This is a genomic window from Streptomyces sp. SID11385 (assembly GCF_010548245.1).
GTDB lineage: Bacteria > Actinomycetota > Actinomycetes > Streptomycetales > Streptomycetaceae > Streptomyces.
The window spans coordinates 19,663-44,851 of sequence record NZ_JAAGLR010000910.1 but is presented as its reverse complement, the minus strand read 5'-3'; the positions used below and the strand labels follow the sequence as shown (position 1 = coordinate 44,851).

The following is a 25,189-nucleotide window of genomic DNA, read 5'->3' as shown; positions in this document are numbered from 1 at the left end:
CTGCCGGGTGCCGTCGAGGACTGGATGGTCGGAGCAGCTACTTGGCGCTGGGGTGTACCGCATTGCGGACAGCGGAGCGTTGACGGGATGGACAGCGGGGAGGGAAATAGGGAATGCATCGTCAGATATGGGTCCGGCTTGGCGGAAGCTCGTTGCCGCAGCTCCCTCGTCGTACGAGAATTGAAGTCGCTCCCCGCACGGCGATTCCGGCTCCGGTGCTGTCGTTTGGTGGTGCGCTCTCCCACGTCCCGATCCCGCCCGCAGTGCGGGCGCGCAGCCGAAGGGAGGACCGTGACCTTCGGATTCGCTCCGTCCGCCGCGTCGAGGAAGACGCCACCGCCCCCGTCCACAGCCCCCTCGCCCCTGGTGCCGGTGCCGTCCCTGCCTGCCGAGCCGACCGGCTCACCACCTCGTGTGGTCGGTGCGCAGGAGTGGTCCGCCGCGAACGTCCCGCTGCTCGGCAATCCGCGGGAGGTCGTGACGGGGCTCTACGAACGCCACAACCCGGCGGCCGGAACGGTCGTGGTGGGGGTTCTCGACCCGGACGAGCGCCTCAGGGCGAGCGCGTCCTTCACTCGTCGCCCCGGCGAGTCCGACGGCTGGGTCTTCCGCAATACCCTGCTGGCGCAGCTGCGTCGGGTCATCCCCCACGACCTGCGCCGCAGAACGCCGGTGCGCACGGCGGTGTTGCTGCACTGCCGCGAGGGCGAGTCCCGCTGGACGGTCGAGGACGGTGCCTGGATGTGGGGGCTGCGCGACGCCTGCACGTTGCACGGTTTGCGCTGCGGCGCGTACGTGACGCTCACCGGGGCGGGCTGGCAGGTCCTCGGCGAAGGGCGTGGTGGACGCCACCCTCAGCTCGGCTCTCGTGCGAGCCTGTTCGTGCCCCACGCGGACAAGGTCTCGCCGCTCCCGGGGCAGTTGGGACCGCTGCCGGAGCAACGTGCCCACCGCGCGGAGCGCTTCGGGCCGGGCAGAGAGGTGCCGGAGCAGCGGCCGGGACGTGCGGAGTCCCTCACGGAGCGGGCAGCCGGGCTGCTGTCCCGGCCGATCGACACGACGCGGGAGCAGTGGCCGCGTACCGCCGTGCGCTGACCGCGACGCGCCTCCTGTTCGCAGACCGTGCGGGAACGCCTCGCGGCCGGCCCACCGGTAGTGGTGGCCGGCTCCGCTCCGCCCGGCCGGTGGCGGCCGGGCGGGGGCGGTGTCGGTCAGACGCCCGCGCCCAGCACCGCGTTGACGCGCTGCGGATCGCCGCAGACGATCAGCAGGGTGTTCGCACGCTCGCGAGCGAGGGAGAGGACCGTGGTGACGGCGCTGTCCGTACCGCCGTTGAGGGCCACCACGACGACCGGGCGGGAGGCGAGACGAGCGACGTGCGCGAAGTCGGCGTAGAAGACGTCGTCACCGGCGTCGTGCTGGGCCCAGTAGGCGGCCTCGCCGAAGGACAGCTCGTGGGCGGTCCAGGGGTGCGCCTCGCCTGTGGTCACCACGAGCACCTCGCCGGGCGCGCGGCCCGAGTCGAGAAGCAGGTCGACGGCCTCTTCGGCGGCATCGAGCGCGCCGTCGGCGGGAGCCGGGATCAGCTGGATCTGCGTGGCGGCCGGAGCCGGGGGCTTCGGCTGCTGCTCGCGCTGGGCCGGAGCCTGGCGCGTGGGCCCCGGACGACCGGGGCGAGGCGGCGCCGCGGGACGCGGGCCGGGTACGGGGCGGGGGGTCTGGGCGCTGCGGCCTGCGGCCGGAGTCGCGCGGGGACCCTGGGCACTCTCGGGAATCTGAGGCTCCTCGGGACTGAGAGGCATGACATGACTGGTGGGTTGGTCGCCGGGGTCCGTCCCGGCGGCCTTGCCCGTACGGGCGATCGAACGATCAGAAGTCGAAACCGAGCTGTCCTTCGATCGCCGCAGGGCTCCCGTCCGTCCCGGCGCGCACCTTCTTCAGATGCCGCCATCGGGGCATCGCGTCGAGGTACGACCAGGAAAGCCGGTGGTACGGGGTGGGACCCCGTTCCGCCAGGGCCGTCTTGTGCGCCGGCGAAGGGTATCCGGCGTTGGCGGCGAAGGCGAAGTCTTCGTGTTGAGCGCCGAGTTCGGCCATCAGGCGGTCACGGGCGACCTTGGCGAGTACGGACGCGGCGGCGACCGACACGCAGGACTGGTCCCCCTTGATCACCGTGCGGACGTTCCACGGTGCTCCGAGGTAGTCGTGGTTGCCGTCGAGGATCACCCAGTCGGGACGTACCGGGAGTCCGTCGAGCGCCCGGATGGCGGCGAGCCGCAGGGCGGCCGTCATACCGAGTTCGTCGATCTCCTCCGGCGAGGCGTGACCGAGTGAGTGGGCGGTGACCCACCGCTCCAGCTCCATGACGAGAGCAACGCGTCGTTTGGGAGTGAGGAGTTTGGAGTCGGTCAGCCCCTCGGGGGGTCGCCGCAGCCCGGTGACGGCGGCGCAGACCGAGACGGGCCCGGCCCAGGCCCCACGTCCCACTTCGTCGATGCCTGCCACGACCTTGGCTCCGGTCGTGGCGCGGAGCGAGCGCTCAACGCTGTGGGTGGGTGCTTCGTACGGCATAGCGGGTGACAGCGTACGCGCCCTTCATCCGGCGCGACACCCCGGCTCCCCTCCGCTGCCGTAATGAGACCTACTGGAGATCTTCACCCGGTGGGAGGGGCCAGTCCGTGGGTGTCTCGTGGGCGAGTTGGGCCCAGGCGGGGAGGGGCTCGGTCTGCCGGCGCCAGGCGTGCGGCGGGGCGCCGGCAGGGCTCGACGCGACGATCCCGCCGACGATGGCACAAGTCGTGTCGATGTCCCCTCCCGCACGGGCGGTCGTCCAGAACGCGCGCTCGAAGTCGCCGAGCGAACGGGCGGCTGACCAGATGGTGAAGGGCACCGTGTCCTGGGCCGTCGTGCGGCGTCCGCAGCCCAGGACAGCGGCGACGGTGGTGACGTCTTCGTAGTCGAGCATCGAGGCGGCCCGGCGCAGTCCGATTTCGACGGCGCTGCGGGGTACGAGTGCCAGGACCGCGTCGAGCAGCGCGGCGGGCTCCGGCACAGTGGCCCCCGCGGCCGCGACGAGTGCTGCCGTCACGGACACTGCCACGGCCCCCGCGATGCCCTCGGGGTGCTGATGGGTGGGGCGCGCCGAGAGGACTGCCTGGCGTGCGGCTTCCCTCGGATCGTCGGCGTACCAGGCTCCGAGCGGGGCGACGCGCATGGCGGCACCGTTGCCCCACGACCCCTGGCCGCGGAAGAGCCCCGTGGAGAGTTCCCTCCAGTCGCCGCCTTCGCGTACGAGGCGCAGGAGCCGATTGGCTCCCGGGCCGTAGCCGCGATCGAAGTCGTGGTGGCGGGCGAAGGAACGCGCGAGAGCGTCCTCCTCGATCCGGCCTTCAGTGGCCAGGACGGTCACGACCGAGCTGGCCATCTCGGTGTCGTCGGTCCATTGCCAAGGCCCCGGAGGCAGCTCTCCGGCTGTGAGGAGGGGACGGTTCCCCGGAACGAAGAACTGCGAGCCGAGCGCGTCGCCGATCCGGAGGCCGCCAAGGCTGGCTCGGGCGCGGGCGAGACGCGCGGGGAGAGAGGAGGTGTCGGGCGAAGTGCCTTCTTCTGCGGTCATGGCCGCATCACTCTATCCAGCGACGACGCGTAGGCCCAGGTGGAAGAAACGATTCCCCTCCCAGGAATGACACCTCCCTCACGGTTTAGCTGGTCACGCCGTACGGCTCAGGTTCACGCCATTTCACGAAGGGGCGGTCGAGGTGATAGCGACCGTCGAGGCCGAGTTCGAGACAGCGGGTCTCACCGTTGTCCGGGTTGGAGAGCGACTCGAATTCGGCCACTGTCCAGTGGAACCAGCGCATGCAGAAAAGCCGCATGGTCAGCCCGTGGGTGACCAGGAGCACGTTCGGCGGGTGGTCCGGGGCCTCGAAACTGCGGAAAAGGCTCTCCAGGAAAGCACCGACCCGGTCGTACACGTCGGCGCCGGATTCGCCCTGCGCGAAGCGGTAGAAGAAGTGCCCGTAGGCGTCCCGGTACGCCTTCTGCAAACGCACGTCGTCGCGGTCCTGCCAGTTGCCCCAGTCCTGCTCCCGCAGCCTGGGCTCCTCGCGGATCCGGACGTTCGCGGGGTCGAGGTGGAAGAGCCCCAAGGTCTCGTGGGTCCTGCGGTACGGGGAGACGTAGACGCTGACGCGTTCGTCGCCGAAGAGTGTGCGCAGCCGGTCTCCCGCGGCGAGGGCCTGGGCGCGCCCGGCGGCGGTCAGGGGCAGGGCGTGGTCGGGCTCGCGCTCGTACACACTGTCGTCAGCGTTGCCGTCGGACTCACCGTGCCGGACCAGAACGATGCGTCGTGGTCGTGCCATGCCGTCCAGCCTAGGACGCCCTCCGCGCGGAGGTGCGGCGGGGCGGACTCCATCCGGAGCAGCCACGGCCGCGGCGAGCTGGAGGGCGGGACCGGGTCAGACGGTCCAGGAAGGTTCCAGGTCGACCATGGCCCCGTCCAGCCCGAGGAGGTCTTCCTCCGCCTCGGCGCGCGTCGAGAGCCGGTGCAGGCCCTCGGGCCGGTACTTGCCTCGTTCGGCGGTGGACTGCCACATGGAGAGGACGAGGAATTCGCTGCCGGGAGCCTCGGCGAAGAAGCCGCGGACCATCCCGGGCGAGCCGGCCATGGCCGGATTCCAGATGCGGCGCTGGGCGAGGGTGAAGTGCTCGACGCGCTCGGGACGCACCCGGGTGTGCGCGATCCGGACGAGGTCCACGTCGTGGAAGAGCGGCTCGAAGCCGGTCTTCACGTCGAAGCGGTGATCGAAGAGCGTGGTGCGCACCTCTGTACAACTGCCTGCCTGGGCAGCGGCGAGCCGGTCATGGGTCCGCGCCATGAAGGAGTCGTAGAAGGCCCTGCTCTCCCAGAAGCCGAAGATGTGGGCCTGCCCGGGTTGTTCGCGGCTCCACCCTCCGGCCTGCCCCCTGAACCCCCGTACGTCGGCGAGTTCCACCCACCGCCGCTGGCCTCGGTCGAACCGGTTCCGGTCGGCGACCTCGCAGCGAATCCACTTGAACAGCACCGCGCCATCGTACGGCGGCGGGACGGGTACCGGTCATCCTGCGCTGGGGCTCCGACATTCGTTCGGCTCCCGTGCCACCATGGACAACGAATATGGCGAGCCGCTTGCCTGACAAACAGTCAGACATACGGTCGCGTAGTCGTCCCGAGCGAAGGGAAGGCCCGATGGAGAGCTTGAGCAAGGGACTCACGAAGGTCGAGGTCGCCCTCAAATGGGACCCGAGCCCGCACGGCGCCCCCGCGATGGACCTGGATCTCGTCGCAGCGGTGTTTACTCTCAGCGACCCGCACGGCGCACCGGCTTACGTCGTGCACTTCGACCACCGTGCGCCGGACGGCACGATCACCCTCAACCGCGACAGCCGGACGGGCCAGGGTCTAGGCTTCGACGAGGTCATGGTCCTGGAGCTGAACAGGCTCTCCGAAGCGTACGGGAGGGTCGCGGTCGGCGTGGTGATCCAGCAGAACGGCGGACACCGCACCTTCGCGGACGTGCACCAGCCCGGCATCCGGCTGCGCGAGGGGTACGACGAGCTGGGTCCGGTGGACTTCACGAACGTGGCTGGTGCGACGGGGGCGGTGGTGGCCGAGTTCCAGCGTGGCGAAGAGGGGGCGTGGGGGTACCGGCCGGGGGTGCGGGGGTACGACACCGAGCTGCCCGACTTCCTGAGGCTGCTGCGCGGCAAGCCCGAGGCCGGCTGACTGCCGGGCTCGCCAGGGCTTGGTCGGCGCTGGGTGCGATCTGACAGGTCACAAGCTCCTCGACTTGGGAGCGCTCCCAGACGGAGTAGGTGATCAAGGACGCGCCACACCGATCCCCGCGTTGCTTCACTTTCCGCTCTATCACCCTTTCGAAGGAGGATTCGAGCGCAGGACCGTTTCGGCGGATTTCCCACTGGCAGGATTGCTTTCACGAGGCCCGCTGCGCCACCGCGGACGTTGAAACCTTCGCCGTGGACATGGCCTCGTACACCCCGGGAGGAGCCGGCCTGCCGACTCTTCTCCTCCCGGGGTCCTTGGTCCCACTCCGAGGTCGTCCCTTTTCCCGCCAGTGAGCCGACGCTCTCACTCCGGCGGAATCGGTACGGGCACACGGCCGAACTTCTCCTGGCACTCCCGCAGCCATGCGTGCCGGGGATCGGTTACGTACTCCAGGAAAAGCCGCAGCGCGAGCCGGTACGTGCTGATGGTGGAGAGCCCGATGGGACGCTGGGCGGAGCGGAGGTGGGCGGAGAGCAGGTGGTCGAGGAAGGCGTCCGCCTGCCCCGGTTCCCACTCCCAGGGGTAGCGGTCGGTGTAGACCGCGAAGCGATAAACGAGGTCGAGTCGCGACTGGACGGTGTACGACGGCAGGGAGCCCGCCCGTTGCTGGCGTGTCCAGCCGTCCAGCATCGCTTCGAAAACCGGCTGGGCATGCGGGCTGTGGGCTGCAGTTGTCACGACGCGCACAACGCGCGAGAGCGGGCGTGGTTACGCCCGGGAAGAGGAGGGACACGCGAAAGAAGACACCAGCGGGCGGCGGGCTGACCTGCTGGTACTACAAAGAGGCGGGCAGAAAGTGGGCATCCCGGGGCAAGGCCGCTCCCCCGCGAAGGCTGCGGGTCGCGGGGACGGCCGTCCTCGGGGTGGGCGAGGCGGGCATGAACGAGGCACGGCACCGGACCTTCCCCGGTGCGGCGCCCCCACCCGCCGAACGCCGCCGCGTGGCCGGACGGCCCTCGGCCGGGACCGCACCCAGGGGGCTCGACTCAGCCCGCGAGCGGGCCCCAGCACCTCGTCCTCAGGGGCAAGCGTCCCCCTGAGGGCGCATCCCGATCCGCTCCTGGGTGGCCTCGTACGGTTCAGCGTCGACCGTAAGCGGGCCCCCGGGCGGCGGAAGGGAAACCCGGCCGCCCACAGCACGGCGGGGCCACAGCAGGAGTGAGGGGCCGTCCCCTGGGGACGGCCCCTCACTCACCCGCGCGCCGTGTCACGCACGGCGCGTCGCTTGCGGGCACCTCCGCGGCGGATGCTCACCACCGGCCAGCCTCTGCGGCAGCTGGTTCTCCGCGGGGTCAGCTGCACCCGCTCGTGGAGCCGCAGCCCTCGCAGATGTAGCAGGAGCCGGCGCGCTGCATCTTCGTACCGCAGGAGAGGCAGAGCGGAGCGTCCGCGCTGATGCCGAGCTGCATCTCGACGAGTTCGGCAGAGGTGTGGGCTTCGCGCGGGGCCGGGGTGGCGGCCTCGTCGGTGCCGGTCACGACCGTCGTCTTCTGGACCGGCGCGGACTGGGCCGGCGGCTCGGTGGCGGACTCCTCCTCCGCCGGTTCGTAGGAGCCGGTGTCGAGGTGACGCTGGCGCTCCTCGGCGGAGTGGATGCCGAGGGCGGAGCGGGTCTCGAAGGGCAGGAAGTCCAGGGCCAGGCGCCGGAAGATGTAGTCGACGATGGACTGCGCCAGGCGCACGTCCGGATCGTCGGTCATACCCGCCGGCTCGAAGCGCATGTTGGTGAACTTCGAGACGTACGTCTCCAGCGGCACACCGTACTGGAGGCCCACCGAGACGGCGATGGAGAAGGCGTCCATCATGCCCGCGAGGGTCGAACCCTGCTTGGACATCTTGAGGAAGACCTCGCCGAGGCCGTCGTCGGGGTAGGAGTTGGCGGTCATGTAGCCCTCGGCGCCGCCCACCGTGAAGGAGGTGGTGATGCCGGGCCGGCCCTTGGGCAGGCGCTTGCGCACCGGGCGGTACTCAACGACCTTCTCGACCGCCGCGCGGATGGTCTCCTCGGACTTCTCGGCGATCTCGGCCTTCTTCTCCTCCTTCTTCTTGGCGGAGAGGGGCTGGCCGACCTTGCAGTTGTCGCGGTAGATCGCGAGGGCCTTGATCCCGAGCTTCCACGCCTCGAAGTAGATCTCCTCGACCTCTTCGACGGTGGCCGATTCGGGCATGTTGACCGTCTTGGAGATGGCGCCGGAGATCCACGGCTGGATTGCCGCCATCATGCGCACGTGGCCCATCGGCGAGATGGCGCGGTCGCCCATCGCGCAGTCGAAGACCTCGTAGTGCTCGGCCTTGAGCGCGGGCGCGTCGACGACGTTACCGTTCTCGGCGATGTGGGCGACGATCGCCTCGATCTGCTCCTCCTGGTAGCCCAGACGGCGCAGGGCCTGCGGGACGGTGCCGTTGACGATCTGCATCGAGCCGCCGCCGACGAGCTTCTTGAACTTGACCAGGGCGAGGTCCGGCTCGACACCGGTCGTGTCGCACGACATGGCCAGTCCGATGGTGCCGGTCGGGGCGAGCACACTCGCCTGCGCGTTGCGGAAACCGTTCTTCTCACCGATGCGGAGGACGTCCTGCCAGGCTTCGGTGGCCGCGGCCCAGACCGGGGTGTCGAGGTCGTCCATGCGGACGGCGACACCGTTGGCGTCGGCGTGCTGCTTCATGACGCGCTTGTGGGCCGTGGCGTTGCGGGCGTAGCCCTCGTAGGGGCCGACGACCGCGGCGAGTTCGGCGGAGCGGCGGTAGGCCGTGCCGGTCATGAGTGAGGTGATGGCTCCGGCGAGCGCGCGACCGCCCTCGGAGTCGTAGGCGTGGCCTGTCGCCATGAGGAGGGCGCCGAGGTTGGCGTAGCCAATGCCGAGCTGGCGGAAGGCGCGCGTGTTCTCGCCGATCTTCTCCGTGGGGAAGTCGGCGAAGCAGATGGAGATGTCCATCGCGGTGATGACCAGCTCGACGAGCTTGGCGAAGCGCTCCACCTCGAAGGACTGGTTGCCCTTGCCGTCGTCCTTGAGGAACTTCATGAGGTTGAGCGAGGCCAGGTTGCACGAGGTGTTGTCCAGGTGCATGTACTCGCTGCACGGGTTCGAGCCGTTGATACGGCCGGACTCGGGGCAGGTGTGCCAGTTGTTGATGGTGTCGTCGTACTGGATGCCGGGGTCCGCGCAGGCCCACGCGGCTTCGGCCATCTTCCGGAAGAGACTCTTCGCCTCGACCTCTTCGATGACCTCGCCGGTGAGGCGGGAGCGCAGGCCGAACTTCCCGGCGGTCTCGACGGCCGTCATGAACTCGTCGTTGACGCGGACGGAGTTGTTGGCGTTCTGGTACTGGACGGAGGTGATGTCATCGCCGCCCAGGTCCATGTCGAAGCCCGCGTCGCGCAGAGCGCGGATCTTCTCCTCCTCCTTGACCTTGGTCTCGATGAAGTTCTCCACGTCCGGGTGGTCGACATCGAGAATGACCATCTTGGCCGCGCGGCGGGTGGCGCCGCCGGACTTGATGGTGCCGGCCGAGGCGTCGGCGCCGCGCATGAAGGAGACGGGGCCCGAGGCGTTGCCGCCGGAGGTGAGGAGTTCCTTGGAGGAGCGGATGCGGGAGAGGTTGAGGCCGGCGCCCGAACCGCCCTTGAAGATCATCCCCTCTTCCTTGTACCAGTTCAGGATCGACTCCATGGAGTCGTCCACGGAGAGGATGAAGCAGGCGGAGACCTGTTGCGGCTGCGGGGTGCCGACGTTGAACCAGACCGGGGAGTTGAAGCTGAAGATCTGGTGGAGGAGCGCGTAGGCGAGCTCGTGCTCGAAGATCTCGGCGTCCGCCGGGGAGGCGAAGTACTGATTCTCCTCGCCGGACTTCCGGTAGGTCTTCACGATGCGGTCGATGAGCTGCTTGAGCCCGGTCTCGCGCTGCGGGGTGCCGAGGGCACCGCGGAAGTACTTGCTGGTGACGATGTTGACCGCGTTGACCGACCAGAAGTCGGGGAACTCGACGCCACGCTGTTCGAAGTTGATCGAACCGTCACGCCAGTTGGTCATGACAACGTCGCGCAGCTCCCAGCTCACCTCGTCGTAGGGGTGGACCCCCGGGGTGGTGTGGATGCGCTCGACCTTGAGCCCCTTGCCCGCCTTCGCGTTCTTGCGGGTCCCGCGTGCCGGACCGCTCGCCGTCTCTGTCATGCCGCCTCCTCGTACCAGGCTTCAACGCCTCGTAGCGCCTCAGACTTCCGTCCTGGCGCGGTTTTCTCCGCATTTCCCCGGGGCCTCCCGGGGACCATGGGCCCCATGCGTCGTCCGCCGCCGGGACGCGGCGCACAGGCCCGACCTGGTACGGAGCGCCGGTGGAACACTCCGTACCGCTCCCGGGCTCTTCGCTCGCCCGGGCCCCCGCTTTCGTGTCTCTCCGTGCGTAGCGCGCCCCCTCGCGGGCGGGCAGCGCACGCCTGACCACGCCCCGTCACCAAAGGCGTGAGTCCATCAGAGATGGTTACTTACAAAACAAGATCAATCACTTTGAGTGACCAATCGGGTGTGGAGAAACGCCTCACAGGATGCGGCCGCATTCGGACCCATCCTCTCGGGGCCTTCCGGCTATGTCGCGGGCGGGCTGCCGTTCACGCGCGCCCTCACTCGTGCACGCCCGCCGGGGCCGGAACCTCGGGATGCACGCGCAGCTCGGCGATGGCCGCCTCGAAGTCCTCCAGCGAGTCGAACGCCCGGTACACGGACGCGAACCGCAGGTAAGCAACGAGGTCCAGTTTCTGAAGCGGTCCCAGTATGGCGAGACCGACATCGTGCGTGCTCAGCTCGGCGTTGCCCGTCGCCCGCAGCGCTTCTTCGACCTGCTGGCCGAGCAGAGCCAGGGCGTCCTCCGTGACGGGGCGACCCTGGCACGCCTTGCGCACTCCGTTGATCACCTTCGTACGGCTGAAGGGCTCCGTGACGCCACTCCGCTTGATCACCATCAGTGAGCAGGACTCGACGGTGGTGAATCGGCGGGAGCAGTCCGGGCACTGTCGGCGACGGCGAATGGCCGCCCCGTCGTCAGTGGTCCGACTGTCCACGACACGGCTGTCCGGATGCCTGCAGAAGGGACAGTGCACGGGACTCCCCACCCTCCTAGATGACACGACACACTCTGTGCTCACCAGGAACTCGCGCCCCTGGAAGCAGCCCCCAGCATAGGTGATGCCGGAACCGGCTCATCACCCGGACCACAAGTTCTAGGCTGCACCACCCGGCTGACCACTAGATCTTGGGCCTCGGGCGACCCCGCAGCTGAAAAGAGCGTCCGCGTGTCGCGGGGAGAACGCCCGGAGGGCACGGGGCGGCATGTCTGGCGCCCCTGAAATGTGGAACCGAGCGGAAGACCCGCGGCCTCGCTCTTCGCCCGTACGGAACCGCGCGAGCGGCGCTCCAGAGTTACCAGGCCCGTGGATTGGCCACTCGTACCACGAAGGTGCTCACGGAACGTGATGCTCGGGCGAGCGGTGCACGGTGTGAGCGTACGTCGCGCGTGTCGGGTGGGGAGACCGGGGGTGGCCCGGCCGGGGGCCGGTGCGGGTGACAAACTGGGGGCACCTCTTTTCGCGCGCGAGACTTCGTGCGCCAAGACTTCACGTACGAGGTCTTCGCACGCGGGGAGCACACGAGGAGAGGGACCCCCACCGCCCACGTCAACACTCCACGCCCCGATCCCCGCTCCCCGTCACGCTTCACGCGCTCAGCGCCGCCTCAGGTGTTCGAGTGCGGGCCTCGGCGAGAGGCCCGCACCGCGGTGCCGAGTCCGCGCAATTCCCTTTTATCCGCACGAAATAGTCCTGCCTCTATACACCTGTGGCCCTGTTCTCGATAGGTAAGTGCGGGTTTTTCACTCGAACGTGTGTTTGGCGCAACCTTTCGAAAGCCACTACCGTTGTGCAGCCAGGGAGACCATTCGAGAGGGGCCCAATGTGACCACCACAGCCGACAGTGCCACCATCACTGCCCAGGACCGCTCCCAGGGACGATTCCAGCCGGCCCGGGCGCTCGGCAATGAGAGCGCCACGCATCAGGAGGGCGGTAAGCCCGTGCGCTCACTCCCTGGACGACCTCCTGGTATCCGGGCGGACAGCACCGGACTGACCGACCGGCAACGACGGGTCATCGAGGTGATCAGGGATTCGGTACAGCGACGGGGCTACCCGCCGTCGATGCGTGAGATCGGCCAGGCGGTCGGGCTCTCCAGCACCTCTTCCGTGGCGCACCAGCTCATGGCCCTCGAACGCAAGGGCTTCCTGCGACGCGATCCGCACCGCCCCCGCGCCTACGAGGTCCGCGGCTCGGACCAGCCGAGCCCGCAGCCGGCCGACACCACCGGCAAGCCCGCCGCCTCCTACGTCCCCCTGGTCGGCCGGATCGCGGCCGGCGGCCCGATCCTCGCCGAGGAGTCCGTCGAGGACGTCTTCCCGCTCCCACGGCAACTCGTGGGCGACGGGGAGCTGTTCGTCCTCAAGGTGGTCGGCGACTCCATGATCGAGGCGGCCATCTGCGACGGCGACTGGGTCACCGTGCGACGCCAGCCCGTGGCCGAGAACGGTGACATCGTGGCCGCGATGCTGGACGGCGAGGCCACGGTGAAGCGGTTCAAGCGCGAGGACGGTCATGTGTGGCTGCTCCCGCACAACGCCGCGTACCAGCCCATCCCCGGCGACGAGGCAACCATTCTCGGCAAGGTCGTGGCCGTCCTCCGGCGTATCTGACCACCGCCCGGCGGGCATCCCGCCCCGCCTCCTTCAGCAGGGCCCTGAGACTCACTGCGCCGGTCTCGGGGCCCGTCGCGCGCGCTCGCCCGCCTCGCGCGACCGGGGCAGAGCCCGTACGAGCCCCGCTACAGGCCCGCTCTCAGCCCTCCGCGACGGCACCCACCTGCTGCCCCGAATCCGGCTCCGGCTCCTCAGCCCTCGCGACCGGCGTCGACGTACCGGCCTCCACCGCCTTCGCGGCCGCGTCGATCGCCGCGAGGGAGCGGCGGACCTGGTTGCGGTCGTTCGTGTACCAGAAGTCGGGGAGCGAGGCCCGCAGGTAGCTCCCGTACCGGGCCGTCGCGAGACGGGGGTCGAGGACCGCGACCACTCCCTTGTCCCCCGTGGCCCGTACGAGACGGCCGGCGCCCTGGGCCATCAGCAGGGCGGCATGGGTCGCGGCGACCGCCATGAAGCCGTTGCCGCCGTTCTGCTCCACCGCCTTCTGCCGCGCGCTCATCAGGGGATCGTCGGGACGCGGAAAGGGAATCCGGTCCATCACGACGAGCTGGCAGCTCGGCCCCGGCACGTCCACGCCCTGCCACAGGGACAGCGTGCCGAACAGGCAGGTGCGTGGGTCCTCGGCAAAGGCCCTGATCAGCTCGCCGAGGGTCTCCTCGCCCTGAAGGAGTACCGGGACATCGAGCCGCGAGCGCAGTTCCTCGGCCGCCGCCTGGGCGCCGCGCATCGAGGAGAAGAGCCCCAGCGTGCGCCCGCCCGCCGCCTCGACCAGTTCGGTCAGCTCGTCGAACATGTCCGTACGGGTGCCCTCGCGTCCTGGTGGGGACAGATGGCGTGCCACGTAGAGGATGCCCTGCTTGCGGTACTCGAAGGGCGAGCCGACGTCGATGCCCTTCCAGACCGGCAGTTCGTCCGTCTCCGGGGCCCCCGAGCCCGCCACCCCCTCCGGGGCGAGGCCGAGCGAGGCCCCGACTCCGTTGAAGTCCCCGCCCAGCTTGAGCGTCGCCGAGGTGAGCGTCACCGAACGGTCGGCGAACAGCTTCTCGCGGAGCAGTCCCGAGACCGAGAGCGGCGCGACGCGCAGTGAGGCGCCGAAGCGGTCGTGCCGCTCGCACCACAGCACGTCGTACTCGGAAAGCCCCGTCATCCGCTCGGCCACGCCGTGCACGGACTCGACCGAGGCGAGAGCCTGCTTGCGTACTGCGTCCTCGTCCTGCACCGAGCGATCGCGGGTGTTGCCGATGGCGGTGATCACCTGCCGGGCCGCGTCGCGGAGGGCGGCGAGGGCGTAGCCGAGATCGTCGGGCAGCGTTTCGAGCCGCCCCGGCAACGCCAGCTCCATGACCCGTTCGAAGCCCTCGGCCCCGGCCTGGAAAGCGTCGGCGACCTTCTCGTCCACGAGCTTCGCGGCGCGGCGCGCGGCCCTGTTGACCTGGTTCGGATTCAGTTCGCCGGTGGCCACGTTCGTGACCCGCCCGACGAGCTCGTGGGCTTCGTCGACGATGAGGACCTCGTGCGAGGGGAGCACGGGGGCGCCCTCGATGGCGTCGATCGCGAGGAGCGCGTGGTTGGTGACGACGACGTCGGCGAGCTTCGCGCGCTCGCGCGCCGTCTCCGCGAAGCACTCGGCACCGTAGGCGCAGCGGCTCGCCCCGAGGCACTCGCGCGAGGAGACGGAGACCTGCGCCCAGGCCCGGTCGGAGACGCCGGGGCTCAGGCCGTCGCGGTCGCCCGTCTCGGTCTCGTCCGCCCAGTCCCGCAGGCGCAGGAGGTCCTGTCCGAGTTTGCTGGACGGCGCCGCCGCCTCGAACTGGTCGAAGAGCGCCTCTTCCTCGTCCTTCGGCATGCCCTCGTGGAGGCGGTGCAGGCACAGGTAGTTCGAGCGGCCCTTGAGCATCGCGTACTCGGGGCGGCGGCGCAGTACGGGGTGCAGGGCCTCGACCGTACGGGGCAGGTCGCGCTCCACCAACTGGCGCTGAAGCGCCAGGGTGGCCGTCGCGACCACCACCCGCTCCCCGTGCGCCAGCGCCGGCACCAGGTAGCCGAGCGACTTCCCGGTGCCGGTGCCGGCCTGGACAAGGAGGTGGGAACCGTCGTTGATGGCCGTTTCGACCGCCTCGGCCATGGCCACCTGGCCCGGCCGTTCGGTGCCGCCCACGGCGGCGACGGCGGCGTGCAGGAGCTCGGGGAGTGAGGGCTTCGTCATAGCCAGACCACCCTACGACGCGGCACCGACAGCTCCCGCCGCTCCATCCACAGGCCCGGTCCGATCATGTGGCCGCTCCTGTCCGAGGACGTCCGCTCCCGTGGCGCCCGCTTCTGTTTCCGCCTCGCGCCCCCACCTCGCACGTGGCCGGAAAGCGCTCCCGTGCAGCGGGTTCGCCACGACGCCGTCCACCGCCGCGTGGGGCCGCTCGGCACGGTCCCGGTAGCCGTCGAGGTGGAGGCGGTTGCGGTTGAGGCAGAGCCGCTCGATCTCCGGGCCGAGCAGTTCGAAGAGCTCGTAGCGCTCCTTCAGCTCGGGAAAGCGTGCCTGGTAGGCGAGGATCTCGGCCCGTACGAGGCCCCAGAAGTCCTCGTCGGGGACGCCGAGCTGGGTGCGGCACAGCGGGGCGAGATAGCGGAAGACGCCGACGAAGAGACCGGAATGGATGAACTGCGGGAGGAAGGAGGGCTCTTCCGTCAGCAGGATGTCGCGCACCTCCCGGGGCATGTCCTCGTGCTCGGGGAGTGCTCGCGCACTGAGGTTGACGTCGTCGACGAAGTCCTTGACCGCGAGCCGCGTGGGGACGTCGCGCGCGTCGAAGACGACGATCGCGTTCTCGCCGTGCGGCGAGAAGACCGTGCCGTGGCGGTAGAGGAAGTGCAGGAGCGGCGGCAGCAGGGCGCCGAAGAGGCGGCGCAACCAGTCGTGCGGCGCGAGGCCCGAGCGCGCGACGAGTTCGGCGACGAAGGCGCGGCCTTCGCGGTCCACGTGCAGGAGCGAGGCGAGGGTCCGCGCGCGTTCGTCCGGGTCGAGAAGCGGCGCGAGCGGTTCGCGCCAGATCGCCCCGAGGAGTTCCTTGTACTGGTACGGCACCTCGGGCAGCACGTCGTAGAACGGGTGCCGCACGGCGACGGAGGCGACCTCGCCGAGCAGCACGACGCGGCACTCCTCGCGCAGGTAGGGGTCGTGGTCGCGTACGGACTGCACCCAGGCCGTGACGGCGGGCGCGGCGATCGTCCGGCGGGTCGGCAGTCCGCGCCAGACAAGGGTGTTGAGGACGGAGAGCGGCAGTTTGACCGTGTGCCGCGTGGGGTCGTCCAGGTTGAGGAAGGTGCGGATGGACTGCTGAGGCAGGCGGCGGGCGCCGTCCGAGGGCAGCGGTACGAGGTCGCCGGCGGCGACGCCCGCGGCGTGCAGGGGGAGCACGGTGCTGTCCCACTGCCAGGGGTGTACCGGCAGGTAGAGGTAGTCGGCCGGGTCGAGGCCGCGCTCGGTTAAGACCGCGTCGAAGGACTCTCGTACGGCGGGCGCCAGTTCGGCGGCGTAGAGCTGCTCGGGCGTGTCGAGTCCGGGGACGCCGCGGTAGGTGGCGAGGTGGTGGCGGACCGCGAGCCACGGCAGGCGCGCCTCGGCCCGGCCTTCGGGGGCCCAGCGCGCGGCGTCGGAGGCGCCGAAGCCCATGCGGCCCTTGTTGAGGACGATCCAGGGGTGCCCGGTCTGATGGCCCTCCAGTTGCGCGTACCCGAGTTCGGCGAGGTCCGCACTGGTCAGGGCGGTGTGGAGGAGGCGCGCGTCGGCGGCGAGCGTCGCGTTCAGCTCGCGCAGCAGGTGGCCGAGCGTCGCGCCGTCGAGGCCGAGGACGTGACGGGCGCGGACGAGGAAGTCGAGCGGGTCGGTGGCGGGGGACGGGGCAGTGTCGGCGGACGCAGTGGTGAGGGCGCGGCCGTCAGCGCCCACCGTGTCCGCGGCCTCTCTCGTGTCCAGGCGCAGGCTCTCGGGTGCGACCTCCCAGTGCCCGTAGGCGCTGCGGGCGGCCCGGAAGAGGAGCGCGGGCTGCCCCGCGGTCGCTGCCACGGCCTCGGGGTCCTCCCCCGCCGTCCCGCCGCGACGGTCCTCCAGCGTTTCCTCCTCTGCGCCCCCCTCCCCGTGCGGCGCGCCCTCGGGCCGCCCCAGCGGCAGCCGGTACGCGCGCTCGTGGAAGGGCACGTCGGGCGACTCGGGGTCCTCGGGGCGCGGGGCGAAGAGACCCTCGTACGAGAATTCCGCGACCATCTTGGCGAGGAGCCGTTTCCCTGCCTCGCGCCACAGCTCGGGAGTCAGCTCGGCGGGGGCGAAGAGCCCGTGCGGCGGGGGGCCTTCGGGGGCGGTGAGAGGCGGGAGCGCGGGCCCCGTGGCCTCGTCGGCGGATGTCCAGGGACGCGGTGCGGGGAGGTTCTGCACGAAGGGCTCCTTCGGTGGCGACCGGTGTGCGGACGTGCGGATACGACGGAAGGCGTACGTGTGCGGGGAAGGCGGCAGGGCGTGCGCGAGCGGGGCGCCGCGGTGGGTACCCGGGTACGTACCCGCGGCGCGCGAAAAGGACCACGGGCGGACGGCGTGGAGGAGAACGGCGCGTACGCGTCAGGCGGGAGACGTCGGGGCGCGGTCCCTGATCATCAGGGCGGCGCGTTTGCCGGGCAGGTCCAGCTCGCGGTCCTTGCGGTATCCGGCGCGCAGGAACGCGGCGACGGAGCGGACGTTGCGCACGTCCGGTTCGGCGAGGACACGGGTGGCGTACGGGCGGTGCGCGAGGATCAGCGACGTGACGGCGCGCAGCAACCCCGTACCGACGCCGCGACCCCGGTCGGTTCCGCCGCCGAGGAGCAGGTGGACGCCGATGTCGTGCGGTCGCGCGGGGTAGTACGGGGTGAGGACGTCGTGGTCGGCGCGGTAGATCTCCCAGTAGCTCATCGGTCGTCCGTCGAGCAGGCCGAGGCAGGGCACGCTGCGTCCGTCGCCCTCGGTCTGGGGGCGCACGTGGGCCGCGGTCACGGCGGGCGGGCCGGCGAGTTCCCAGAAGGCGGCCACTTCCGGGTCGTTCATCCACGCCGTGAGCAGGGCGAGGTCACGCGGCAGCACGACGGGCCGCAGCCGGAAGAGGCCGTGCGGCGTGGGGACGGGCGCCCAGTCGCCGGGCGGGGCGTCGGCGACGGGCGACGCGTCTTCGGGGTCAGGGCCGGGGTGTCCGGCCCTGGCTATGCCTGGGCCCGGTGCCTCGTCCTCGGCGACGGCGGACGCGGGCGGCGCGGCCCCCGCGAGGGGGGTGTCCGCTGTGGGCATGGTGCACTCCTCGGTTCGGGGACGGGCGCGGCGGTAGGGCGGTACGGGTGCGGGGCCGGGTGGGTGAGGCCCGGCCCCGCGCGTGGTCCTCAGTGGTGCAGCGGGTTGCGGAAACGTACGTACACGGACTGGGTGTCGACGGGGCCGACGAGTTCGTCGAGTCCGTGCAGCCGCGTCAGCAGATTGGCCTTGCAGCGCAGGACGGGGCTGTCGAGCAGCAGGGCGGGCAGCCCGGAGCCGAGGGCTTCGGGGCCTTGAGCGGCTCCGGCGAGGAAGCCGCGCAGGGCGGCGAGCAGCAGCTGTTCGTCCGCGAGGCCCTGCGAGCCGAGGGCACCGACGAGGCCGAGGACGTTGTTGATGGCGAGGTAGTACGTGAAGCGCTCGTCCGTCACGTCGTCGGGGACGAACGTGTCGCTCTCCGCACCGATGCCGGGCAGTCGGCGTTCCAGCGCCTCGCGGTGCGAGTCGCGGAAGTAGTAGCCCTGGTTGTCGCGGTACCTGCCGCCGCTCGGCCAGCCCTCGGCGTCGAGCAGGACGACGGTGTTCTGCTGGTGCGCCTCCAGCGCGACGCCCGCGTGCCCGTCGAGCCACAGGATCGGGCGGACGACGCATTCCAGGTAGCGCAGGAACCACTCGGTGGCGACGGTGCCGCGTGGCCTGCCGGTGCGCTGGGCGAGCCGGGTGATCAGCTCGCTGAGCCGGGAGCGCATGGGCTGCTGGGCCTGTGAGCCGTGTGCGAGGAGTCCGCTCGGCTCGGCGGGGTGCCCGCCGATCGGGGGCAGGGGGCGCGGCGAGACGAGGCCGGCGAGGCAGGCGGCGTCGGTCGCCGGGGTGAAGGGATTGTGGCGGATCATGACGTCCACCCCGCGCAGCGGTTCGCCGTCCGGGCCGTCGACGGCGATCCAGGCGGGGTCGCGCACGATGTCGAAGCAGGGGTGGGCGGCGTGCCACTCGGCGCCGAGTCCGGTACGGAGCAGGCGGTGCACCTCGACACCGCGGCGGAGTTCCTTGCGGAGGTTCTCGCGGCGCGAGTTGGTGATGCGCAGGCCGAGCGAGAGCTTGAGCATGGCCGGGGCCTCGGCCCGGTACACGGTGCGCACCGAGGAGGTGGGCGACCACGGTTCCCCGTACGGGCCGAGGGGGGTGAGCAGTCCGGCGTCGGCCAGCGCGTGGACCTCCGGGCGCTGCGCCAGGTCGCGGGCCTGCCAGGGGTGCAGGGGCAGCGCGACGGTGCCGGGTGGGAGGGCGAGTCCCGGCCCTGCGAGGCGCTCGGTGAGCGCGCCCGCCGAGACGGTCCTGCCGCGCTCGGTCCAGGCCGAGTCGGTGGCGAGGACGTCCTTGTGCACGGCCAGCCAGTGGAGCGGGAAGGCACCGCGCAGCTCGGGCGAGTAGAGCCGGGCTTCCGCCTCGCTGAGCCCCTGCCTGCTCTTGGGGGTGGGGTGGAGCGGGTGGCCGAGGAGGAGCGCCTGCTCGGCGGCGAGGAAGGGAGTGGACGAGTCCTCGGCGTGGCGGCGGCGGAAGGAGAGGAAGACGGCGGTCCGGCGTACCGAGTCCCTGACCCGTGCCACGAGGTCGTCGTCGGCGGCGGACGCGGCCTGCCGGGGGACGGTGGGGGCGGGGCCGCCGGACGGTACGGGGTTCTCCGCGGCACCGTCGGTAGCGCGCCGGCCCGTACTGTCCGCCGGCGTCCCGCCCTGGCCCGGACCGTCCGTCACCGTCCCCGCGTGGACCTCCTTGCTCAGCACCTCGGCGACCGTTGCCGCGTCCAGTGGCGCGGTGAGGCGCGGTGCCCTGCCCTGGCGGACGACGGCGCGGCGCGGGAAGGCGCTGCCGCTGTGCACCGGGGCGGGGCCGTGGTGTTCGAGGCGGGGCAGGCCGAAGCGGTGCAGCCCGGCGGCGGACCAGTACCGTACCGGGACGACGAGCGTCGCCTCCTGGGCCGGCAGCGAGATGCGCAGCGGCCCGTGCTCCGCCGCCTCGACACCGGTCTCGCGCACCCAGCAGCGCAGCAGCGACTCCAGCGCGGCGGCCTCCGCCGCGGTCGGCACATCGGGGTGTTCGAGGAGATCGACCGCGGCACCGTCGAGGTGTTCCGTGGGCGCGGCCGTGTGCTGCCGGGGGACGACACCGTCTTCGGGGCGTGCCGAACTCGTACTTCCGGCCTCGGGTGCGAGGGGGTACCGGCCGTCGGGTGCGGTGTTCGGGTTCACGGGCGCTTCCTTGAGGGACGTGATCGTGTGGCCCCGCGGCTGAGGGGAGGGGGCCGGTGGGGGGACTGGCACGCGGAAGGGCGCGCTCAGACGGGTGGGGTGCGCGGCGCCCGTACGCGTGGATCGCGGTCCACGGCGTCGAGCGCGTCGGCGAAACGGTCCAGGACGGCGGTGGCCTGGTCGTCGGTGAGCGTGAGCGGGGGCAGCAGCCGGACCACGGCGGAGTGGCGACCGCCCAGCTCCACGATGAGACCGCGGCGCAGGCACTCCCGGCGCACGGCGACGGCGCGCGCGGAATCGGCGGGTGGCGGTCCCGCGGCGCCCGGCCTGGCGCCCTCCGGGTCGACGAGTTCGACGCCGAGCATGAGCCCGCGGCCGCGCACGTCCCCGATCCAGGCGTGGCGGCTCGCGAGGGAGCGCAGCGCGGCGAGCATGCGGGCGCCCAGGACCCTGGCCCGCTCGGCGAGTCCGTTCTCGCGGACGTAGGCGAGGGTCGCGGCGCCCGCGGCCATCGCGAGCTGGTTGCCCCGGAAGGTCCCGGCGTGGGCACCGGGTTCCCAGACGTCGAGGTCCTCGTGGTAGACGACGACGGCGAGCGGCAGGCTGCCGCCGATCGCCTTGGAAAGGACCATGACGTCCGGCACGACGCCCGCGTGGTCGACGGCCCAGAAGGCCCCGGTGCGGCCGACGCCGGTCTGCACCTCGTCGGCGATGAGGGGCAGTCCGTGGGCGCGGGTGAGGGCGCGCATCCGGCGCAGCCAGGTGTCCGGCGCCGGGTGCACGCCGCCCTCGCCCTGGACGGGCTCGACGATCATTCCCGCGGGTCGCGGCACGCCGGACTTGGGATCGTCGAGGTAGCTCTCGGCGAGCCTGGCGCCGAGCGCGGCACCGGCCTCACCGCCCACCCCGAAGGGGCAGCGGTAGTCCTGCGGGTACGGGAGGCGCAGCGTGTCCCGTACCGAGGTGGCGGCCGAGGACACGTCGAGCGCCCCGGCGGTCATGCCGTGGTAGGCGCCGGTGAAGCCGAGCACGGCCTGCCGGCCCGTGGCGCGCCGTACGAGCTTGAGCGCGGCCTCGACGGCGTCGGTGCCCGCGGGGCCGCAGAACTGGATGCGTCCGTGGGCCGCCAGTTCGCCCGGCAGGGTGCGGAACAGCTCGGTGACGAAGGCGTCCTTGACCGGCGTCGCGAGGTCCAGGACGTGCAACGGGGCCTCGGAGTCGAGGACGTCCCTGATCGCCTGGAGCACTACGGGGTGGTTGTGACCGAGGGCGAGGGTGCCCGCCCCGGAGAGACAGTCCAGATACCTGCGGCCGTCCGCGCCCTCGATGGTCAGGCCCCGGGCCCGGACGGGGACGATGGGCAGGGCACGGGCATAGGTCCTCGCGGCCGACTCCCGCAGGGACTGCCTGCGCAGCACCCCTTCCTGCGTGGTCGTCGGTGCGATGGGCACGGACTCGGTCACGGCCAAGGCGGTAGGTCCTCCCGCGGTGCGAACGGCGTGTCGGGGCCGAGGGCGGGCATGCCGACGACCCCCGTTCGTACCAACGACGCGGACCGCTCCGGATAACGGCTCATCCGAAGATCCTTGCTGTGCGCGGCGAAGTCGGCCGGAAACCATCGGTGCGTCCTGAACGCGACCTCTGGGGCGGGGTGTTGCACGTGAGGTTCGACTGCCGGACCGGGGCCCTTTCACCGTGACCCAACTGTTGCCGCCGCGCAGCGAGGCCGTTGAAGCCCCGCCATACTGTGGGGTCGCCAACATCCAGCACGTCCAGGGGGATCGAGAATGCGCACCACACGGGCACGGACAACGGGGCGGGGAACGCGTCGCGGCTCCTGGCCGATGGCGATCGGGGCCGCCCTGAGCCTCACGCTGACACTGGCCGCCTGCGGTCCCGAGGACGACTCGGCGAGCGGCGACGACGGCGCGAAGCCCATCGTCTCGGAGTCCTCGGCCTCGGCGGGCGATCACAAGATCCGTATACCCGACGGCGTGCGGGACCGGCTCAAGGAGCACGGCATCGATCTCGGGAAGTGGGAGAACGGCGCCTGGCGCAAGTGGGACAAGGACACCTGGCTGCGCAAGGCCGAGGACTACGTCAACCCGATCATCGACGGCCTGTGGGACCCCGACCGGATGCGGCGGGCCGAGGACCCGCAGAAGAAAGTGGACGACAGCGACCTCGGGGACGACCAGGGCGTGACCGACCCGACGCCGGCACCGGTGAAGGCCGCCGCCGTGACCCCGCCGTACCATGACGCGCTGCCCGAGGCCGGGAAGGTCCTCTTCGACTCCCCCGAGGGCTCGATGGTCTGCTCGGCGACAGTCGTCGAGGACCCGGCCCACCTGGGGAAGTCCAACCTCGTGTGGACGGCGGGCCACTGCGTGCACGCCGGGCAGAAGGGCGGCTGGTACCGCAACATCGCCTTCGTGCCCGCCTACAACAACGCGGGGAAGTCGACCGCCGAGTTGGAGAAGGCGACGCGCGAGGAGATCGCTCCGTACGGGGTGTGGTGGAGCGACTGGGCGCAGACTTCGAAGGAGTGGATCGCGAGCGGCGGTCCGACGGGGGGCGCGGGGGCACCCTACGACTTCGCCGTCCTGCACGTGACGCCGGAGCACAGCGGCGGGAAGTCGCTGGAGGAGACCGTGGGCGGCGCGCTGCCCGTGGACTTCGCCGCGCCTTCGGCGGCGAAGACACCATCCCTCACCGCCTCCGGCTACCCGGCGGCACCGCCCTACGACGGCCAGGGCCTCTACCAGTGCCCCGCGAAGCCCGGCCGTCTCTCGCTCGCTCCCGAGCAGCCGACGATGTATCGCATCGGCTGCACCATGACCGGCGGGGCCTCGGGCGGCGGCTGGATCGGCAAGAACGCGGGCGGAAAGCCGGCCCTCGTCTCGAACACCTCGATCGGCCCGGTGACGGGCGGCTGGCTCGCGGGCCCACGTCTGGGCAAGGAGGCGGAGGACATCTACCGCGCGGTGAGCGACAAGGCGGACAGCCTCTCCTGAGGCGAGCGGGTTCTCCGGGCCGAGGACGTTTTCCGCGAGGAGTCACGGGGGCGGTACGGAGGAACTGCGACGGTACGGAAGAGCCGCGGCCGTGCGGGAGTTGACCGCGACTACCGCCTCCACTCCGGCCACCTCCGCGACACGAGCCGCATTCGGTGACGAGACGGCCGAAGGGCCCGCGCCCCTCTCGGGGGTACGGGCCCTTCGGCCGTCTGCGCGCCCGCGGCGGTACGGGCGGCAGGCCGCCGCCCGCGGGCTCAGTGCGAGCCGACCGGGCTGAACCTGTGCAGTTCCGCGGCCAGTTCCTCGTGCACCAGCGCCTTGAGCCGGGTGCCCTCGGGGGTGTGCTCCTCGGAGAGGACCTCGCCCTCGACGTGCGCCCGGGCGATGTACTTGCCCTCGGTGTAGGGGACGAGCACGTCGACCTCGACGGCGGGGCGCGGCAGTTCCTCGTCGATGAGCGCGAGCAGTTCCTCGATCCCCTGCCCGCTGCGGGCGGAGACCGCGATCGAGTGCTTCTCGACGCGCAGCAGCCGCTGGAGCACGACGGGGTCGGCCGCGTCCGCCTTGTTGATCACGACGATCTCGGGCACATCGGTGGCCCCGACCTCCCTGACCACTTCGCGCACGGCGGCGAGCTGCTCCTCGGGAGCCGGGTGCGAGCCGTCGACCACATGAAGGATCAGGTCGGAGTCGCCGACCTCCTCCATCGTGGAGCGGAACGCCTCGACGAGGTGGTGCGGCAGGTGCCGTACGAAGCCCACCGTGTCCGCGAGCGTGTAGAGCCGCCCGCTCGGCGTCTCGGCCCGGCGCACCGTCGGGTCGAGGGTCGCGAAGAGGGCGTTCTCGACCAGTACCCCGGCACCCGTGAGGCGGTTGAGCAGCGAGGACTTGCCGGCGTTGGTGTAGCCGGCGATGGCCACCGAGGGGACCTTGTTGCGCCGGCGTTCCTGGCGCTTGAGGTCACGCCCGGTCTTCATCTCGGCGATCTCCCGGCGCATCTTCGCCATCTTCTCGCGAATGCGCCGCCGGTCGGTCTCGATCTTGGTCTCACCGGGACCACGCGTGGCCATGCCCCCGCCGGAGGAGCCGGAGCCACCGCCACCCATCTGCCGGGAGAGCGACTGCCCCCAGCCTCGCAGGCGCGGCAGCATGTACTGCATCTGCGCGAGCGACACCTGCGCCTTGCCCTCTCGGGACTTGGCGTGCTGGGCGAAGATGTCGAGGATCAGCGCCGTGCGGTCGACGACCTTGACCTTGACGACGTCTTCGAGGTGGATGAGCTGTCCCGGACTCAGCTCACCGTCGCAGACGACGGTGTCGGCGCCGCTCTCCAGGACCAGGTCCCGCAGTTCGACGGCCTTGCCGGAGCCGATGTAGGTGGCCGGATCGGGCTTGTCCCTGCGCTGGATGACCCCGTCGAGGACGAGGGCGCCCGCGGTCTCGGCGAGCGCGGCCAGCTCCGCCAGGGAGTTCTCCGCGTCATGGACGCTGCCCGAGGTCCAGACGCCCACGAGGATGACCCGCTCCAGACGGAGCTGGCGGTACTCGACCTCGGTGACGTCCTCCAGCTCCGTGGAGAGCCCGGCGACCCTGCGCAGCGCCGCGCGCTCCTCGCGGTCGTACTGCTCGCCGTCCCGCGCGCCGTCGACCTCTTGGCTCCAGGCGGCGTCCTCTTCCATCAGGGCATCGGCCCGCAGGCCGTGGCTGTGGGACGGCTGCTGTCCCCGCGGGTGCGTCTCGTTCACGGTGTCCTCCGCGCCGAGGGGCGCGTCCTGGTCTCCGGAAGTGTCCTGGGAAAAGGGAGGGGTGTGGGTCATTGGTTCCTTAATGACGAGTGCGGTCGGCGAGCGGACCCGGTCCGCTGCTGTGAGCAACGCCCGGAGAGCCCCGGGAATTCCCGGGCCCGTGGGCGTCGCTCGCCCGGAAATGGTCCCACGGCGCTCCTCGCGGCGTCACGCGAGTTATCCGGCGGGGCGCCGGGACCGGCAGGCGTGCGGACGGCCGGACCGGCCCGCTCCGCGAGGGCCGGGGACCCCAGTGCCCCGCGAGCGCCGGACCTGCCCTCCCCCACGCCGGATCTGGCCGCCTCGCGAGCGC

18 protein-coding genes are annotated in these 25,189 nt (G+C 71.2%); 4 read left to right on the top strand and 14 right to left on the bottom strand.

Annotated features, from left to right (window positions below; translation table 11 throughout):
- Positions 1–363 precede the first annotated feature (363 nt).
- Positions 364–1,095 carry a hypothetical protein gene (locus G3I42_RS27615; RefSeq protein WP_203607426.1) on the top strand — a complete coding sequence of 244 codons (732 nt, stop codon included), beginning with the start codon at positions 364–366 and terminating at the stop codon, positions 1,093–1,095.
- Positions 1,096–1,211: 116 nt separating this feature from the next.
- On the opposite strand, the gene G3I42_RS27610 is transcribed toward G3I42_RS27615, so the two are convergent.
- The 5 genes from G3I42_RS27610 to G3I42_RS27590 all read right to left on the bottom strand — a co-directional run bounded on the left by G3I42_RS27610 (position 1,212) and on the right by G3I42_RS27590 (position 5,063).
- Positions 1,212–1,802, bottom strand: a complete 591-nt coding sequence (locus tag G3I42_RS27610; protein WP_164290385.1) for a hypothetical protein — start codon at positions 1,800–1,802, stop codon at positions 1,212–1,214.
- A 67-nt stretch (positions 1,803–1,869) separates the two neighbouring features.
- Positions 1,870–2,571, bottom strand: coding sequence for a ribonuclease HII (locus G3I42_RS27605; RefSeq protein WP_164290383.1), 702 nt, complete (start codon positions 2,569–2,571; stop codon positions 1,870–1,872).
- Positions 2,572–2,641: 70 nt separating this feature from the next.
- Positions 2,642–3,616, bottom strand: a complete 975-nt coding sequence (locus tag G3I42_RS27600; RefSeq protein ID WP_164290381.1) for an ADP-ribosylglycohydrolase family protein — start codon at positions 3,614–3,616, stop codon at positions 2,642–2,644.
- Positions 3,617–3,701: 85 nt separating this feature from the next.
- Entirely contained in the window at positions 3,702–4,361 is a 660-nt protein-coding gene (locus G3I42_RS27595) for a histidine phosphatase family protein (protein WP_164290379.1), read from the bottom strand.
- A gap of 96 nt (positions 4,362–4,457) precedes the next feature.
- Positions 4,458–5,063: a YdbC family protein gene (locus G3I42_RS27590; protein WP_164290378.1), complete on the bottom strand. Its 606-nt coding sequence runs from the start codon at positions 5,061–5,063 to the stop codon at positions 4,458–4,460.
- Between the two features lie 164 nt (positions 5,064–5,227).
- On the opposite strand from G3I42_RS27590, the gene G3I42_RS27585 reads away from it, so the two are divergent.
- Positions 5,228–5,764 carry a TerD family protein gene (locus tag G3I42_RS27585; RefSeq protein ID WP_164290376.1) on the top strand — a complete coding sequence of 179 codons (537 nt, stop codon included), beginning with the start codon at positions 5,228–5,230 and terminating at the stop codon, positions 5,762–5,764.
- Positions 5,765–6,127: 363 nt separating this feature from the next.
- On the opposite strand, the gene G3I42_RS27580 is transcribed toward G3I42_RS27585, so the two are convergent.
- The 3 genes from G3I42_RS27580 to nrdR form a co-directional block, all read right to left on the bottom strand.
- Positions 6,128–6,502: an integrase gene (locus G3I42_RS27580; RefSeq protein ID WP_343244685.1), complete on the bottom strand. Its 375-nt coding sequence runs from the start codon at positions 6,500–6,502 to the stop codon at positions 6,128–6,130.
- Between the two features lie 614 nt (positions 6,503–7,116).
- On the bottom strand, positions 7,117–9,996 hold the full coding sequence (locus G3I42_RS27575) for a vitamin B12-dependent ribonucleotide reductase (protein WP_164290374.1): 2,880 nt from the start codon (positions 9,994–9,996) through the stop codon (positions 7,117–7,119).
- Positions 9,997–10,442: 446 nt separating this feature from the next.
- Positions 10,443–10,919, bottom strand: coding sequence for a transcriptional regulator NrdR (gene nrdR, locus G3I42_RS27570; RefSeq protein ID WP_164290372.1), 477 nt, complete (start codon positions 10,917–10,919; stop codon positions 10,443–10,445).
- An 849-nt stretch (positions 10,920–11,768) separates the two neighbouring features.
- Between nrdR and lexA the strand changes: the two genes are divergently transcribed.
- Positions 11,769–12,557 (top strand): transcriptional repressor LexA, encoded by a 789-nt coding sequence (lexA, locus tag G3I42_RS27565; protein WP_164290370.1) that lies wholly within the window; start codon positions 11,769–11,771, stop codon positions 12,555–12,557.
- 142 nt (positions 12,558–12,699) lie between these two features.
- On the opposite strand, the gene G3I42_RS27560 is transcribed toward lexA, so the two are convergent.
- The 5 genes from G3I42_RS27560 to G3I42_RS27540 form a co-directional block, all read right to left on the bottom strand.
- Positions 12,700–14,766: an ATP-dependent DNA helicase gene (locus G3I42_RS27560; protein ID WP_164290368.1), complete on the bottom strand. Its 2,067-nt coding sequence runs from the start codon at positions 14,764–14,766 to the stop codon at positions 12,700–12,702.
- Positions 14,767–14,778: 12 nt separating this feature from the next.
- Positions 14,779–16,986: an IucA/IucC family siderophore biosynthesis protein gene (locus G3I42_RS27555; RefSeq protein ID WP_164290366.1), complete on the bottom strand. Its 2,208-nt coding sequence runs from the start codon at positions 16,984–16,986 to the stop codon at positions 14,779–14,781.
- A 180-nt stretch (positions 16,987–17,166) separates the two neighbouring features.
- On the bottom strand, positions 17,167–17,865 hold the full coding sequence (locus tag G3I42_RS27550) for a GNAT family N-acetyltransferase (RefSeq protein ID WP_164290364.1): 699 nt from the start codon (positions 17,863–17,865) through the stop codon (positions 17,167–17,169).
- Positions 17,866–17,954: 89 nt separating this feature from the next.
- The gene (locus tag G3I42_RS27545; RefSeq protein ID WP_164290362.1) at positions 17,955–20,075 is read right to left on the bottom strand and encodes an IucA/IucC family protein; all 2,121 of its coding nucleotides are present in this window, start codon (positions 20,073–20,075) and stop codon (positions 17,955–17,957) included.
- Positions 20,076–20,161: 86 nt separating this feature from the next.
- Positions 20,162–21,544, bottom strand: a complete 1,383-nt coding sequence (locus G3I42_RS27540; protein ID WP_164290360.1) for a diaminobutyrate--2-oxoglutarate transaminase family protein — start codon at positions 21,542–21,544, stop codon at positions 20,162–20,164.
- Between the two features lie 375 nt (positions 21,545–21,919).
- Between G3I42_RS27540 and G3I42_RS27535 the strand changes: the two genes are divergently transcribed.
- Positions 21,920–23,089: a hypothetical protein gene (locus G3I42_RS27535; protein WP_164290433.1), complete on the top strand. Its 1,170-nt coding sequence runs from the start codon at positions 21,920–21,922 to the stop codon at positions 23,087–23,089.
- 257 nt (positions 23,090–23,346) lie between these two features.
- Here G3I42_RS27535 and hflX read toward each other — a convergent pair whose 3' ends face one another.
- Positions 23,347–24,771, bottom strand: a complete 1,425-nt coding sequence (gene hflX, locus G3I42_RS27530; RefSeq protein WP_239096713.1) for a GTPase HflX — start codon at positions 24,769–24,771, stop codon at positions 23,347–23,349.
- Positions 24,772–25,189 lie beyond the last annotated feature (418 nt).

What these genes read in the sequence shown, in the direction of transcription:
- G3I42_RS27610 (WP_164290385.1), bottom strand. Translation starts at nt 1,802, where the DNA reads ATGCCTCTCAGTCCCGAGGAGCCTCAGATTCCCGAGAGTGCCCAGGGT.
- G3I42_RS27605 (WP_164290383.1), bottom strand. Translation starts at nt 2,571, where the DNA reads ATGCCGTACGAAGCACCCACCCACAGCGTTGAGCGCTCGCTCCGCGCC.
- G3I42_RS27600 (WP_164290381.1), bottom strand. Translation starts at nt 3,616, where the DNA reads ATGACCGCAGAAGAAGGCACTTCGCCCGACACCTCCTCTCTCCCCGCG.
- G3I42_RS27595 (WP_164290379.1), bottom strand. Translation starts at nt 4,361, where the DNA reads ATGGCACGACCACGACGCATCGTTCTGGTCCGGCACGGTGAGTCCGAC.
- G3I42_RS27585 (WP_164290376.1), top strand. Translation starts at nt 5,228, where the DNA reads ATGGAGAGCTTGAGCAAGGGACTCACGAAGGTCGAGGTCGCCCTCAAA.
- G3I42_RS27575 (WP_164290374.1), bottom strand. Translation starts at nt 9,996, where the DNA reads ATGACAGAGACGGCGAGCGGTCCGGCACGCGGGACCCGCAAGAACGCG.
- G3I42_RS27560 (WP_164290368.1), bottom strand. Translation starts at nt 14,766, where the DNA reads ATGACGAAGCCCTCACTCCCCGAGCTCCTGCACGCCGCCGTCGCCGCC.
- G3I42_RS27550 (WP_164290364.1), bottom strand. Translation starts at nt 17,865, where the DNA reads ATGCCCACAGCGGACACCCCCCTCGCGGGGGCCGCGCCGCCCGCGTCC.
- G3I42_RS27535 (WP_164290433.1), top strand. Translation starts at nt 21,920, where the DNA reads ATGGCGATCGGGGCCGCCCTGAGCCTCACGCTGACACTGGCCGCCTGC.
- hflX (WP_239096713.1), bottom strand. Translation starts at nt 24,771, where the DNA reads ATGGAAGAGGACGCCGCCTGGAGCCAAGAGGTCGACGGCGCGCGGGAC.